General features: G+C 68.3%; 13 protein-coding genes and 1 rRNA gene. 6 read left to right on the forward strand and 8 right to left on the reverse strand.

The window, feature by feature from the left end:
• Positions 1 to 143 precede the first annotated feature (143 nt).
• Together rrf and JGU66_29340 are read left to right on the forward strand one after the other, a co-directional pair.
• Positions 144 to 260: ribosomal RNA gene (gene rrf / locus JGU66_29335) — 5S ribosomal RNA — on the forward strand.
• 120 nt (positions 261 to 380) lie between these two features.
• Positions 381 to 818 (forward strand): hypothetical protein, encoded by a 438-nt coding sequence (locus JGU66_29340; protein ID MBJ6764888.1) that lies wholly within the window; start codon positions 381 to 383, stop codon positions 816 to 818.
• Positions 819 to 829: 11 nt separating this feature from the next.
• Here the strand turns inward: JGU66_29340 and JGU66_29345 are convergent, their stop codons facing one another.
• Positions 830 to 1,030: a SlyX family protein gene (locus JGU66_29345; protein ID MBJ6764889.1), complete on the reverse strand. Its 201-nt coding sequence runs from the start codon at positions 1,028 to 1,030 to the stop codon at positions 830 to 832.
• A gap of 65 nt (positions 1,031 to 1,095) precedes the next feature.
• On the opposite strand from JGU66_29345, the gene JGU66_29350 reads away from it, so the two are divergent.
• Complete coding sequence (locus JGU66_29350) at positions 1,096 to 1,395, forward strand: hypothetical protein (protein MBJ6764890.1); 300 nt, start codon at positions 1,096 to 1,098, stop codon at positions 1,393 to 1,395.
• Positions 1,396 to 1,446: 51 nt separating this feature from the next.
• On the opposite strand, the gene JGU66_29355 is transcribed toward JGU66_29350, so the two are convergent.
• Together JGU66_29355 and JGU66_29360 are read right to left on the reverse strand one after the other, a co-directional pair.
• A complete protein-coding gene (locus tag JGU66_29355) occupies positions 1,447 to 2,412 on the reverse strand; it encodes a tetratricopeptide repeat protein (GenBank protein MBJ6764891.1) in 966 nt (321 codons plus the stop codon).
• Between the two features lie 57 nt (positions 2,413 to 2,469).
• Complete coding sequence (locus JGU66_29360; GenBank protein MBJ6764892.1) at positions 2,470 to 2,814, reverse strand: DUF2007 domain-containing protein; 345 nt, start codon at positions 2,812 to 2,814, stop codon at positions 2,470 to 2,472.
• Between the two features lie 603 nt (positions 2,815 to 3,417).
• On the opposite strand from JGU66_29360, the gene JGU66_29365 reads away from it, so the two are divergent.
• Complete coding sequence (locus tag JGU66_29365; GenBank protein ID MBJ6764893.1) at positions 3,418 to 5,001, forward strand: PAS domain-containing protein; 1,584 nt, start codon at positions 3,418 to 3,420, stop codon at positions 4,999 to 5,001.
• An 18-nt stretch (positions 5,002 to 5,019) separates the two neighbouring features.
• Here the strand turns inward: JGU66_29365 and JGU66_29370 are convergent, their stop codons facing one another.
• From JGU66_29370 to JGU66_29390, 5 genes are all read right to left on the reverse strand, one after another.
• On the reverse strand, positions 5,020 to 5,442 hold the full coding sequence (locus tag JGU66_29370) for a hypothetical protein (protein MBJ6764894.1): 423 nt from the start codon (positions 5,440 to 5,442) through the stop codon (positions 5,020 to 5,022).
• A gap of 501 nt (positions 5,443 to 5,943) precedes the next feature.
• Positions 5,944 to 6,774, reverse strand: coding sequence for a hypothetical protein (locus JGU66_29375; protein ID MBJ6764895.1), 831 nt, complete (start codon positions 6,772 to 6,774; stop codon positions 5,944 to 5,946).
• Positions 6,771 to 7,532 carry a hypothetical protein gene (locus tag JGU66_29380; protein ID MBJ6764896.1) on the reverse strand — a complete coding sequence of 254 codons (762 nt, stop codon included), beginning with the start codon at positions 7,530 to 7,532 and terminating at the stop codon, positions 6,771 to 6,773. The genes JGU66_29375 and JGU66_29380 overlap by 4 nt, the downstream gene beginning before the upstream one ends.
• On the reverse strand, positions 7,529 to 9,742 hold the full coding sequence (locus JGU66_29385; protein MBJ6764897.1) for a TonB-dependent receptor: 2,214 nt from the start codon (positions 9,740 to 9,742) through the stop codon (positions 7,529 to 7,531). The genes JGU66_29380 and JGU66_29385 overlap by 4 nt, the downstream gene beginning before the upstream one ends.
• A 202-nt stretch (positions 9,743 to 9,944) precedes the next feature.
• Positions 9,945 to 10,334, reverse strand: coding sequence for a hypothetical protein (locus tag JGU66_29390; GenBank protein ID MBJ6764898.1), 390 nt, complete (start codon positions 10,332 to 10,334; stop codon positions 9,945 to 9,947).
• A gap of 190 nt (positions 10,335 to 10,524) precedes the next feature.
• Between JGU66_29390 and glpD the strand changes: the two genes are divergently transcribed.
• Both glpD and JGU66_29400 read left to right on the forward strand, forming a co-directional pair.
• Entirely contained in the window at positions 10,525 to 12,228 is a 1,704-nt protein-coding gene (gene glpD / locus JGU66_29395) for a glycerol-3-phosphate dehydrogenase (GenBank protein MBJ6764899.1), read from the forward strand.
• A 227-nt stretch (positions 12,229 to 12,455) separates the two neighbouring features.
• A complete protein-coding gene (locus JGU66_29400) occupies positions 12,456 to 14,261 on the forward strand; it encodes a S8 family serine peptidase (protein MBJ6764900.1) in 1,806 nt (601 codons plus the stop codon).
• Positions 14,262 to 14,289 lie beyond the last annotated feature (28 nt).

Consider the following 14,289-nt stretch of genomic DNA (forward strand, 5'->3'; position numbering starts at 1 on the left):
TAAGGGACTCGGGGCCAAGGCCGAGGCCGCGACGCTGCGAATAGCAGGCGTCGCCCTGAAGGACAGCTTTCAACTCTACAACATAGAGGCTTCCCTTAGCGGAAACCTGCAACTTACCCTTCGTATGCACTGTCTTTAGCTTTTCCGGTGGCAATGTCGGAGGGGTCACACCCGTTCCCATCCCGAACACGGAAGTTAAGCCCTCCAGAGCCGATGGTACTCCGCGGGAAACCGCGTGGGAGAGTAGGTCGCTGCCGGATTCTTTTTGAGAAGCCCTCGTCGCCTTCATGGCGCCGGGGGCTTTTCCTTTTCTACCCCTGGATTCTCACAGCAGGCTTTTGCTTGAGTGGCACTTCCACCCTGAACCGGGAGTCCCTCGCATGAAGCTGCTGCGTCCCTGCGTTGGTGCACTGTTCACGCTCATCCTTGCTCTGGCTCCGGGCTCATCCGAGGCCTCGGCGGTGCGGGTAGGACTTGGCGCCGACTATTGGATCGACACGAGCGCGCTCTTCAGTTTCACCCTGGGCGTTGAGGGCCATGTCGCGGGGCCTCTGTCCGTGGGCGGGCGTGTTGGCGCGGTCCTCGTAACGGACGGCAACACGGTGGGCGTCCCCTTGGATGTCTATCTTCGCGCGACCATTGATCGCGTCTACCTCGAGGGCCTCGCCGGGCCGTGGATCTTCTTCGAAGGAGACACGTTTCGCGCGCACGGCGCGTTTGGATTTGGTCTCCAGGGCAAGGCCGCGAGCATTGGGGTCGAGGTGGGCTATCTCGATCCCAAGCCGACCATCGGCTTGAAGCTCGGCTACCGCTTCTAGCTGTGCTGGGCTCAGTAGTGCGGTGGACGCTCGTTGGCGCGTGCGTCCACCAGCCCCGGCTCCGCCTCCAGCTTGCGCTTCAAGATATCGACTTCCGCCCGGAGGCTGTCGATGAGCCGCTGCTGGGCATAGAGAACGTCACTCAGCTCCTGCAGGGTCTCCTGCTGCTGGGTGTACCGAATCTCAAGCTCGACGATGCGGTTCTCGTCCATGGGAGCATCCCCATACACCCAAGCCACCCCTGTCGTCCTCTTCCTCCTTGCGCGCGTGGTGACACATGAAAGCCTTGCAACACATTCAACGTGCGCAGGAGCTGCGAGCGCGAGCGCGCCTGGACCTGGCGGAGTCCGCGCTCAGTGATGCCATTGATGCCGCCGTTGCCGAGGAGGACCTCATCCTGCTCACTCGCGCCCGGTTCCACTTGGGGGCGCTGCTCTTCGAGCAGGAGCGCGATGATGAGGCGCTTCCCTATCTCAAGGCGGTGGTCCGCACCGAGCGCGTGGACGGCGCCGTCGACTCCGAGGTGAAAGAGGCCGCGCGGATGCTTCGCCAGATGCGTGGCGTTGACCCGGACTGACCACGACTCCGGTTGCCGCCATGGAGATGCAGAGGCGGCAGCCGGTTTACGTCACGGCAGCGTGCAGCTCGCCCGAATGGTGTCCATTCGCTGGGGGAATCGCCGCTCCAGGTCCATGCGAGACGTGCGCGCTGCCTCGATCTGCCCGGTCTTCAACTGAATGGCGCAGAGCGTGGCCAGCGGCTCCTGGTTGGAGATGTCCAAGCGGTCCGCCTGGCGAAGCGCGTCTTCGGCCGCGATCTCGTTGCCCAGTCGGAACCAGGCCAGGCCCAACTCGAAGTGGCCCTCGGCGAGCCTGGGGTCGCTCTGCACGGCTTCTTGCAGCAGCTTCACGGCGTCACGATCACGCCCTTCCTTCGCTCGAACCATGCCTTGCTCCACCAGGAGCCGTGCGTGGGTGAGCTTGCCGTCCAATGCTCGGAACACGGCCATCGCCTCTTCGGGCTTGCCCGTGCGGCTCAGCAACCGACCGTAGCGGAGCGCGAGGAAGGTGTCGGTGGGGGCCTGGTCATGCGCTCGCTGGAGCGCCTCCACGGCACCCTGCACGTCGCCGTTCTGCTCTCGCAGGTCCGCACGCAGAAGCAGGGGGCGGGGATCCGTCGGCGCGGCCTTCTCGGCTCGCTCCAGTGACTGATTCACGCAGCGCTCCATCCGCTCGACATCGCAGACTCGCGCCATCAAGAGCAGCGTCTCCAGGTCGCCCGGATGACGGCGGTCCGCTTCCTCGACGAGTTCATGCGCCTCGGCCGGCGCTCCGCTCAGCAGCAGCTCCGCGGCCTCTCGCAGGTTGGCGGGCGTCGACTTCTCGTTGTTCTTGAGCGGGAGCAGGAACCTCACGCGGTGGGCGGGGTCCGGGGTCGCTCGGGCGATGGCCAGCTCCTGCTCGGGCATGTTCCGAGGCAGCAGGAGCGGGATGATGTGGATCAGCACGGCCACCCCGCTGAGCGCCAGTACTCCTGGCAGCCCTGGGTCTCTCCAGCTCCGCCGCTGCCCAGTTCCCGTCTCGCCACGCGTCATCGGTCCATCACCCACGAACTCCTCCTGCTCTTCGCGCGTCTCGCTTCGCGGACGGCGCTATACCGCTCTCAGCTGGGCTCGCAGCCCCGAGGGCAGCTCCAGGCCACAGCTCCAGCACACCTCGAAGTTCCCCGGGTTCTCCTCGCGGCACTTCGGGCATGCGACCACGCGTTGCGCCGCGGCCTCGTTCTCGCGCAAGTCCTCGAGGACCTGCCGGGCCGTGTCGACTTCATGGGGCCACACCCACAGCTCCACCCATGCCTCGGTGCTTGGAATCTCGCCTACCAGTGGGGCCAGCGCCTCGCCGCGCAGCTCGACCGCCACCCCGGCCGATTCCAGCGCGCTGGCGATCAACCTCGCCTCTCCCACGGTGCGGTACACGGCGAGCTGCGCGCGCTTCATCGCCCCTGTGTCTCAGATGCGCGGGTCCCCAGCAACCATCACCCACCTCGTCACCCACGGTCTGCCTAATCGCTCATCGTGTCCGTGGTTTGTCTATCGTCGCCTGGCGCACATCCCGGATCGAATTCAATCGCTGGATTCACCGCTAAATCAGCTTGTCGATAAGATTCCGGCTCCCCCGCACCCACCGCCGCGATCCTCCACCGCGTCTGCCCTGGTGCTATTTGTATAGGGTTTGTTCATGGAGGCCTGACGCTCTCTATGTCCGCGCCTGCTCGCTCTGTTCGCGTTGCTCCCCCAGGTCGCGCTCGCTGGCTCTCACACGGCCTTGCCTTGGCGCTCACTGGAGCTGCCTTGGGTGTGCAGTGGGGGCTCGCAGCTACCCGTGTCTCTCCGCCCTTCTTGCTCTTCCTGGTCGCGGTCTCCCTCACGCGCCGATGGGCGGGCACCGGGCCCGCCTGGCTCGCGACGGGGGTGTCCGCGCTCCTGTCACTGGTCCTCACCATCCAGGAGCCCGCCACAGCGCAGTCGCACACCGAAGTGGGGGCCGGTCTCTTTCTCCTCCTCTGTGCGTTGATCGTCCACTGCCCGGAGAGGCGACCCTTGGCCGCGGAGTTCAGTGCACGGGCGGCGTCCTGGTCCGCGTCGCTCCTGCATGCCCTGCCGGATGCGTTCGTGGCGACCGACCTGGATGGCCGGGTGTGTGCCTTCAACCCCGCGGCCTCCCGACTCACGGGCTGGTCCGTGTCCAATGCCTTGGGGCAGCCGCTCCCTCGCGTTCTCCGCCTCATGCGGCAGGACACCCGCGAGCCCTTGGCTGATCTGCTCGGTGCCTCGGTGTGTTCAATGGGCGACAGTGTGTCGGTGCAGCCCTGTGTGCTGGAGCGCATGGATGGATCCGTCCTCTCCGTCGAAGTGAACCTCTCCCCAGCTCCGACCCGGACTGGCGCGATTCAGGGCGGCTGGCTTCTGTTGATACGGGATGCCTCGGGTCGTCATTGGCTGGAGGCCGAGCGGGCCCGATGGCTTGCCCGCGAGCATGCGCTGCTGCGGGAGGCCCAAGCGCAGTGTGCTCGTCAGGAGGCGATGCTCACCCAGGCGCCGCTGGCCCTCTTCACGTTCCGCGGCCCCGAGCATCGCTGCGAACACCTCAACCCCGCGGCGCATGCACTGCTTTCGGAGCGCTCGGTGCTCGGCCGCCCCGTGCGTGAGCTGCTTCCCGAAGGTGAGACCGTGCTGGTCCGGTGTCTCGACGACGTCTACCGCAGTGGCGAGCCCTTCGTGGCTCGCGAGGTGACGCTGGCGTTGGCGGCCCCTGGCACTGGCTGCGTGGAGTCACGCTCCTTCGCCCTCACTTGCCAGCCCTGGCACGACGCCCACCGAGCGCTCCAGGGGGTCATGTGCCTCGCGGTGGAGACCACGGATGCGGTTCGCGCGCGACGGGCAAGCGAGGTTCAGACCGAGGCGCTGCGCGCGGAGCTGGAGACCCGCGACGAGTTCCTGTCCATCGCGAGCCATGAGCTGAAGACGCCGCTCACGTCCTTGCAGCTTCAGCTGCAATTGCTCGCGCGGGCCGTGGCGGCGCGCGCTTCCGAGGGTGAGGGCTCGGCGCTTCCCGCACGGGTTCGTGCGGCGCAGCGGCAGGTGGCTCGGCTCGCGCTGCTCGTGGCGACCTTGCTGGACCTGTCGCGCATCCGTGCCGGACGATTGGAGCTCGAGCCCGAGCAGTTGGACCTCTCCGCGCTCGTGACGGATCTGGCGGCTCGCTGCCAGGAGGACGCCACCAGCGCGGGATGCCTTCTGCGCCTGCAGGTGACTCCGGGCGTGGTCGGGTTCTGGGATCGGCTGAAGCTGGAGCAGATCCTCACCAACCTCCTCTCCAATGCCTTCAAGTACGGCGCGGCCCATCCGGTGGAAGTCACCGTTGACCATGACGATGCCGGGGCCCGAGTCATCGTGCGAGACCATGGCATTGGCATCGACATGGAGCACCAGGCTCGAATCTTCGAGCGCTTCGAGCGCGCCGTGTTCGCGCGGGACTATGGCGGGGTCGGGCTTGGCTTGTGGATTTCCCGCAAGCTGGCGCGCTCGCTCGATGGAGACATCCGCGTCGAGAGCGTGCTTGGCGAGGGCTCCACCTTCATCGTTCACCTGCCGCTGCGTCCTCCGGCTTCCATCTCGGTGTGATGGGGCAGGCCGCCGCGCTTACTCTTCTTCGCGGAGTTGATGCGGCAGCACGGCGTGCGCGTGACGCGGGGCCCGGGTGTGCAGCTCCGCCGTGAGCAGGGCATCGAGTTCCGCGAGCAGGGCATCGAGGGGCGCTCCTGCTCCTCGTGCGGGGAGGCGCGCCGTGGTCAGGCGCACGCGTGGCAGTTCCTCGTCCTCGAAGGCCAGGGTCACCATCAGCCCGTCCGCCTCTCCTGGGGGTGGCGCGAGAGGCGTGGGCGCGGGGGCTTGACCTGCCTGCTCCACGAGGGGCAGCAAGCGGCGCGACTCCTCCGCGGTCAGGTCTCGCTCCACCAGGGACTCGCCTTGCTCCAGCACTCGCAGGTGTCGCAGGCCCTCCAGGCGCAGCGCCTGGGCGCCCGTGTTCGTCTTGCCACTGCGCTCGTACATCACCGTCCTCACGTGGTCGCGCCTCCTCGCGACACGAAGTAGGCACGCTTCGCGCGGCTGTGCATGGGGTTCCGCGCGAGCGACCGTTGCATGACAGTCCGGCGAGCCCCTCGGCCGAGTGCGCCCTCCCAGGTGCTTTTCTAGGTTGCCGACCTCCCGGGCAGTCTCGCTCGGGACCGGAGGTCATGACGATGAGCAAGGATTCTGGAAAGCCGACCAGCCCGAACGACCAGCGCTCCAACTCGAAGAACCCCAACAATGGAGCGCAGAAGGCGGCACAAGAGAATCGTGGCAATCAAATGAACCCGAACAACCCTCGCCACCCGTCGAACTCGCCGGGGGCGGGCGGGTCCGGCTCCCCGAGTCCGGGCGGTAGCGGCCACGGTGGCAACAAGAGCTGAGGCAGAGCGCGCGTCGCACGTCCCTTCGTGAGGGCGACGCGACACGCGACTCCCATCGAGTGCGTGAGGGAAGGCATTGGCTTCCCTCACCTCCAGGTACGGGCGACAGGCTTCAGCGTGCGCGTGGCGCGCACTCTCCCTCGCCGCGGTAGTGCCCCACGGTTCGAGCCAGCGCGCTGACGAAGTCCCGCAGGTTGTGCACGTTGGCCGCGCCGCCCGTGCCGTACTGGTTGGCGGGCAGCTCCGTCAGGTCCACGGCCGCGAGTTCCTCCAGCGTCACCTCGCCATCCGGTCCCACGATGCCCAGCTTGTCCGCGGCCGCGATGGCGTCGAAGCGCATCTTGGCGTCCGCCGACTGGAGGTCGTCGAAGAACAGGTGGTCGCCGTGGATGGTGAGCTGCACCGTCTCCGTGCCACCGCTGGGCACCGTCACGCCCTTGCCGACATCCGGGCTCTCGCAGTGCTCGTAGATGGTGTTGAGCGGGAAGCCCCAGCGGAACCGCTTCGTGGTCGAGCCCTTGGTGGCCACGCCCTCCACGTAGATGGACCAGCCTTCCTTCTTCATCTGCGCCACGTCCGCGGGGTCGGCGTTGGCCGCCGTGGCGTTCGACCAGGGCGCGATGGAGTACTGCACCTCGTCCCAGGTGTCCGAGGGCAGGTCCGTGAAGGCCGCGACCTCTACGGGGCCGGGCTTGTGCACGTCGAACACGCGCGCATCCGCGCGGTCCGCGGCCACTTCGCCGCCGTGCTTCGAGACCTTCAGCTCCCCGAGCGTCACCAGGAACTTGCTGTAGCGGATGCTCCATCCGTCCGAGAACGCGGAGGAGGGAATCTCCTTCTCGATGAAGTCCTCACCGTAGGTGGTGAACGAGACGTTGCCCGGGCTGCCGCTGCACGACACGAGCCCCAGGACCGACAGACCCAGCATCCACTTGTGCTTCATTGCGCTGCTCCTTCCACCCACGTCACGACGTAGGCGCTGGTGTCTTCCACGCCTCGGGTCAGCGCATTCTGCGCCTGACTCTCCGCGGGGAAGTGAGAAAGGCCATCCGGGCCCGCAGCGGCCACGGTGGCGAAGTCGATGCGGCCCAGCCATGTCTTCAGGTCCACCGCGATCCGCACTCGGCCACTTTCCTTCTTCATCGTGCGCTCGAAGCGGATTCCTTCGATGGCCTTGGGCAGGTCCACTGTCGCGTCGAAGCGCACACTGCCTCCATCCGCGTTGCGCGCTGTTCCGCGCACATGCACGGCGTGGCCCGTCAGCGCGCCTGTGGCATCGGTGGATGCGGTGGGCGGCGTGAGCGTCAGCTCCAGGGAGCCGTAGTCACCCGTCACCGCGTTGGCGTCTCCGAGCACCACGGGGCCCGAGAGGAGATCCACCGTGTGCGTGGTCAGCACCTCGCCCAGGGCATCCCCCGCGATGTAGTGGCCCGGGTGCGCGTTCGCGGTGCCGCCGATGAGCGAGTACCAGTCGAACCGCGGCGCTCGGCGCGAGATGAGGACTCGACCCTCGAAGAACCGGACGGGGCCCATGGAGACGAAGAGGGACTCGGGTGTGACGCTCCAGCCCTTCTCGTTGGGGCCCGTCATCGGGACCGCCATCACTTCCACGGGGAAGGTGAGGCGCTCCTCCGCGCTTCCGCAGCCCAGGCTCGTCAGCCCGAGGGCCAGCGCGCACGTTGCTTGTTGCCATCGCGTCACAGGTGCAACTCCAGGGTAAGCGAGGCCTCGCGTGGAGCCCCCGCGGTGAAATGTCTCGAAGGGACGAGGCTCGCGGGCGCGCTCGGGTCGAGGCGTGAGCTGTAGACGAACTCGCCGTCTCGCCACCGCGCGTCGAGCAGGTTCTTCACATCCAATCGCAAGCCCACGTCGTCACGCCGTACCGCGAGCAGCAGGTCCGCCAGGAAGACGGAGTGACTGCGCTCGTCGAAGGGCAGGGGACGTGGGCCGAGGAACGTCAGCCCCGTGCCCGCGAAGAAGGTTCCGTTCCACAGCGAGACGGGCCGCTCCCAGCCCACATCCGCTCGTGCGACGAACGGCGCGAAGTAGGGCAGCAGGGTCTTCGTCTTCGTGACGTAGGCATGGGCCACCGTGGCGCTGAGCGCGGCGGTGACTCCTGGGAGTGGACGGGCTTGCAGCGCGGCGGAGATTCCCGAGCGCAGGGTCTGTCCCGTGAAGACCGTGGTGCCCACGGTGTGGTCGAAGAAGAAGTCATCGGCCACCTGAGAGCCGAAGGCGCTGGCCTGCACGGAGAGGTGCTCGCCCTCGCGGCGCGCTCCCAGCTCCGCGCCGTGTACCGATACGAAGGGCGCTCGTTCTCCCTCGGCGAGGCTGCGCGCTTGGGGGGAGCGGAACCCATCGCCATAGCTGGCGAACAGGCCCCAGGTCTCCGAGATCGCGTACTCCAGCCCGGCCTTCGCTCCCACGTGCACGCCGAAGGCGCTGCGCGAATAGCCCTGTCCGTCATAGAAGCGCGGGTCTCGGAAGGCGAGCGCGTCGAAGACCTCCGCGCCCAGCGCGTCCGCGCGCCCGCCGAGCCGCAATGCCCACCGGCCCACGGAGAGTCGCCCCTCGGCGTAGCCCCAGACATCCGTCTGGGTGAAGTGCGCGTCGAGCTGGTCCTCGAAGAAGGTGCCGTCTGTCTCGCGGTAGCGACGCTGGGTTTGGGTCACGCTGTCGCGCCGCGTCCCGAGTCCCAATTCCAACGACGCGGGATGTCCCAGCACTTGCAGCGGACGCCGGTGCTCTACCTTCGCGCCCAACGTGGTGCCGTCGTTGGTTTGCTCCAGGCCGTCGCCGCGGTCATCCACGCGGAAGCCGGTGAAGTTGTTGCGCAGCCGCAGGTCCGAGAGGATTCCGAACACCTCCAGCTTCGTGCGCGCCGTGCCGTGTCGGGGCAGCTCGAGGCCCAGCAGGAGCTGGTGCCGCGACACCGTGCCGCCCTGCCGTGGCGTGGACGCGGCGAAGAAGGTGCTGCGGCCTTGTTCGTAATCGTCCTCTCGCACCACGCCCGGTGAGTCGAAGCGCGTGACGTAGCTGCCCACGACGGCGCGGGCTGTGAGTCCGGCTCCGAGGTTCGTGATGGCTTGGGCGAGGAGGGAGGCTCGGCCATGGCTGCGCTGGGGGCCGAAGCCGTCGGCCTGGCCCAGCTCCACCGCGGCGAAGGTTCCCGGGTCATCACCTGGGCGCACCGTCGCCACGAGTCGTCGCTGGCCGAACTGCCCCATGGTTCCGGCGAACCAGACTCCGGGCTCCTTTGCTCCCAGCTCCAGCTTCACCGTTCCGGCGACCGCGAAGTCTCCTTGGAACGCTCGATACGAGCCCTCGGTCACCTCCAGCGCCCTCACCACTTCCGGGATGATGAAGTTCGTGTCCGCGTAGCCGAGCGCGTGGATGTGACTGACTTCGTTTACCGGCAGCCCCGCCACGTTCAGCTCGACGTCTTGGCCGTGCAGCGCATCGAAGCCGCGCAGGAACAACTGCTGGGCCTTGCCCTCACCGCTGTGCTGCGAGGCGACGAGTCCCGGCACCACGCGCAGCACGTCCACCGCGTTCGTCCTGGGGGCCGCGTCCAGGACGTCCCGTTCCAGCGTGACTTCCGAGGCACTGCGTGGGGTGCGCGTGGCTCGAACCACCGTGGATTGCGTGGGCGGTGTCTCTGGGGGCGCATTGCTCGGTGCTGGGCCTTCTGCGGTGACGGGGGCTTGGACGCGCTCTGTCGCAGTGTCTGAGGTTGTCGTGGTCGCGGGCTCGGGCTCCGTGACCGTTCCAGGGCTCAACGCCGTGACTGGATTTGGGTTGCTGGGTTGCTTTTGTATCGCCGTGGCGTTTGTGCTCCCGGTCGCGACGACCTCTGTCGTGAGGACCTGGGACGGCGGCGCCGCTCCCTCTGGGGCGATGGCAGGCGCAATGAGGACACACGTCGACACGGAGAGGACGAGGAGGGACACGGGCGAGGGACCACGGCAGGAGGGCTCGGACGCGCCTCCGTCGCGCGCGTGAAGCACACGCGCACGGCGAGCCGCGCCCACGACGGCGCACCACGACGACTTCGCGCGAGGTCAATTCGCGCGGCCGCGTGGACGCAGGGGACGTGTCAGGACGAGCTGGGGGCTACGGGCCTTGCGGCATCGCCGTGGGACGCAGCTTCGTCCCTGGCGCATGGCCTGGCGCGTGCTGGCGCTCGACAGCCCAGGAGACCCACTGCACCGCGGGCGGGGGCGGCGCGCTCCAAGTCGTCGCCACGGCCAACAGGTGTTCAACCGAGCCGCTCGGGTGCTGATGCGCGTGCGACGCGGGCCGCTTCTTTCCTGGCGTGGCGTCGCCAGGCTCGTTCGGGTGGGTGTGTTCGCCCGGGCCGTGCCCGTGGACGTGCGCCGCACCGCCTCCCAATCCGCCCCCGTGGCCCACCACCGCGTGGACCACCGGCGCGACCAACAGGCCGTACACCAGGACCATCAGGCCCAGGCACGCCAGATCGCGTCGGTCTCGAGGGTCCAGCACTTCGGCTCACTCAGGTCGGGGAAGGGGAGGGGCGCCGTGCCTAGCCTGTCCCTCGCTCGACACACAAGCCCTGCATCCCCTGGGTGCCGGACAATCCATACTCCCCGTCGGGTCCCTTGCCCCGTAGACCTCTTGACGCAGCGCAGCGGATTCCACTGTCTTGGCAGACTTCTCGCCATAAACTCACGCCGTGCGCTCTGAATCTGCCGCCCTCCTCCAGCCCCCCCTGTCCGAAGGTGCCGTGCCGGTTGCTCCCCCTCCTCGCGCGGAGCGTCTGCGCGCACTGGCCGCGCAGGAGTTCGATGTCCTCATCATCGGGGGCGGCGTGGTGGGCGCGGGCTCGGCTCGGGACGCGGCCCTTCGCGGGCTGCGCGTGGCCCTGGTGGAGCGCGAGGATTTCGCCAGTGGAACGTCCAGCCGCTCGTCGCGACTCATCCACGGCGGCCTGCGCTACCTGGAGCACGGCCACCTGGGGCTCGTGTTCGAGTCGAGCATCGAGCGGCAGCGGCTCTTGAAGCTCGCGCCGCACCTGGTCCGCCCGCTCGCGTTCGTGTGGCCTGTCTATGCGGGTGCTCGCGTTCCGCGCTGGAAGCTCAACGCGGGGCTGATGCTCTATGACGCCCTGGCCCTGTTCCGGAACGTGAAGGGCTACCGGCGCCTCAGTCTTCCGCAGATGAAGGAGGCCGAGCCCGGGCTGCGTACCGACGGTCTCAAGGGTGGAGCGCGCTACTACGACGCGGCCACGGACGATGCGCGGCTCACGCTGGCCAATGCCCTGGGCGCGAGCGCGGCGGGCGCGGTGGTGGTCAACCATGCCTCCGTGCAGCGGCTCGTGATGGAGGATGGCAAGGCACGCGGCGCGGTGGTGCGTGATGCGCTCACGGGCCAGGAGCTCACGGTGCGCGCGCGGGCCATCGTCAACGCGACAGGGCCATGGAGCGATGAGGTCCGGCGCCTGGAGTCCTCGGCCGCGGGCGGTGCCACGGTGCGTGGCAGCAAGGGCGTTCACCTCGCGGTCCCTCGCGAGCGCCTGGGCAATCGCGACGCGCTCACGGTGCTTTCGCCGGTGGATGGGCGGGTGATGTTCATCCTCCCCGCGGGGCCCTTCGCCATCATCGGCACGACCGAGACGTCCACCCATGCGCACCCGGCCGAAGTGCGCGCGAGTGAGGCGGATGTGACCTACCTGCTGAACTCGGCGAATGCCTTCTTCCCCGAGGCGCACCTCACCCGTGAAGACGTGGTGAGCGCGTGGGCGGGGATCCGTCCCCTCGTGGCGCGCGGCTATCACGGGGGCGACTCCGATGCGGGCAGCGCCAGCCGAGAGCACGCCATCGACGTGAGCCCCTCGGGCGTGCTGGCCATCAGTGGCGGCAAGCTCACCACCTTCCGGGTCATGGCTCGCGACGTGGTCAACGCGGTGGAGCGACATCTGGGCCTGGCGCACCGCAAGCCCGTCACCGAGTCCCTGCCGCTGCCGGGCGGTGACATCGCCGACCTGGACGCGGAGCTGGAGGCGGCACGCCAGGAGACGGGTGACGCGGCGACGGCCGTGCACTTCGTGCAAGCCTATGGAAGCGCATGGCGTCACGTCTGGGCGCTCACCCGAGCGCAAGAGGCACTCGCCCGACCGCTCGCCGAGGGGCTGCCTTATCGATGCGCCGAGGTCACCTGGGGCGTGTCACACGAGCTGGTGCTGACCCTGTCCGACTTGTTGACCCGTCGCCTCAAGGTTGCCTTCGAGACGCGGGATCAGGGGCGGCAGGCCGCGCGCGTGGCGGCGAGCGTCATGGCCCCGTTGCTGGGATGGGATGCGGCGGAGCAGGAGCGCCAGCTCGCGGTCTACGACGCGGATGTCCAGCGCGTCTTTGGTGTGGACCCGGCGGAGACCTGACGCCACACGTCGTCCTCACGTCACACGTCCGACGTCCGACGTCTGCCCACCCGAGCGGGGCGGACGAGTCGGAAGGCGGACAGCTCTTCGAGCAGCCTCTGGGCGGCCGTGCTTAACTTCGCGGTGGGAACGGGAAGGGTCGGCGATCCGTTCCCCCGGCCGCGTTCATGGGTCGGCGGCCATGGCAACCCGTGGCCTGGGCGCGTGCGTGAAGGAGAAGCGACGATATGAAGCGTTGGCTTTGGCTCGGGTTGTTCGGACTCATCGCTTGCAAAGACAAGCCTCCCCCCACGCAGGCGGCGCAGGTTTGCCCCGGAACCAGTGAGGAGTCCCTGCCTTCCACCGCGGAGGCGGCACTCACCCAGGCCACCGAGGACGTGCTCGTCACCTTCAAGCCGCGCGCGTCCGCGATGAGCGCGGCGGCGGCGACGACGGACTTCGCCGCGGGACTCGAGCGCTCGGGCGCCATCGTCAAACATCGCTTCCCTCGGCTGCGCACGGTGTCCGCGCGCATGACTCCCGCCGCGCTCGCCGCGCTGAAGAACAACCCCGACGTGGAGTCGGTGGAGCCCAACCGTCCGGTGCACGCGCTGGGACTGTCGCCGGGGCTGCCGCCCACCTCGTTGATGGGCGTGACGACCCGGAACTCGGTGGGGCACGTGGGCGAGTACACCGAGGGCCTGAAGATGGTGCAGGCCCCTCAGGTGTGGGACGCGAACAATGACGGCGTGTTCGATGATGGCCGGCCCACGGGCGCGGGCATCACCGTGTGCGTCATCGACAGCGGCTGGGACAATCGCCAGCCGGAGCTGCAGGCCGCGTACGTGGGCGGCAAGGACTTCGTCGACAACGACGACAATCCGCTGGACCAGAAGGTGGACGTGACGGGAACGGTGACGTGGGGCGGTGGGCACGGCACGCACGTCGCGGGCACCATCGCGGCGCAGCTCGCCGCGGGCGGACACGTGCTTCCGGGGCAGGACCCCAACGGCGTGGTGGGCGTGGCGCCGGGCGTGTCCCTGCTCGTCGCTCGCGTGCTGGATGTGAAGGGCAATGGCAGCACGGCGGACGTCATCGCGGCGGTGCAGTGGTGTCATGATCAGCACGCGAACATCGCCTCGCTGTCGCTGGGCTCGCCCGAGCCGTCCGACAAGGAGAAGGCCGTGTTCGAGGCGGTGTGGGAGGGCGGCAAGGGAATGCTGTCCATCGCGGCCAGCGGCAACGCCGGGTCGGATGACCCTGCTCAGTCTCAGCCCATCTCCTATCCGGCCGCGTATGACACGGTGATGGCCGTGGGCGCGGTGGACATGACGGGCAAGCACGCGAGCTTCTCGCAGTACGGCCCGCAGCTCTCCGTGGTGGGGCCGGGCGTCAACGTGCTCAGCTCCGTCATCATCGACTCGGCGTCGTATGCGGACATCGCGTCCGGCGGCGCGCGCTTCCCGTCCACGCCGCTGGAGTACACGGGCGTGGGCTCGTACACGGGCCGGCTGGTGAACTGCGGCGTGGGTGACAGCATCCACGCGTGTGGCACCGAGGCCACCTGTGATGGCTTCGTCGCGTACGTGGACCGTGGCGGCGGCGTCTTCTTCGAGGACAAGGCGCGCAATGCCATCCAGGCGGGCGCGCACGCGGTCATCATCGGCAACAACGATGGGGATGATGGCGCGGGCAACTTCACGCTCACCAATCCTTCGCGCATCTGGGTCCCGACGTCCTCGGTCTCGCTCGCCTCGGCCCAGACCATCAAGGGGCTCTTCGGCCAGCAGGTGACGGTGGACATCAACGGCGTGGACTACCAGCGCGAGACGGGCACCTCCATGGCCACCCCGCACGTGTCCGGCGTGGCCGCGCTGGTGTGGAGTTCGCGCCCGAGCCTCACCGCGCAGCAGGTGCGGACCGTGCTGGAGAACTCGGCGAAGCGAGACGACTCGCCGGGCGTTCCCCTGCATGACGACAAGTTCGGCTGGGGCCTCGTCCAGGCGCTCGACGCCATCAACAAGGCCGCCGCGCTTCCCGCCTCCACGCCGTGAGCCGAGGGGCGTGATAAGCCCCACGGTT

It is taken from the genome of Myxococcaceae bacterium JPH2, from assembly GCA_016458225.1.
Classification (GTDB): domain Bacteria; phylum Myxococcota; class Myxococcia; order Myxococcales; family Myxococcaceae; genus Citreicoccus.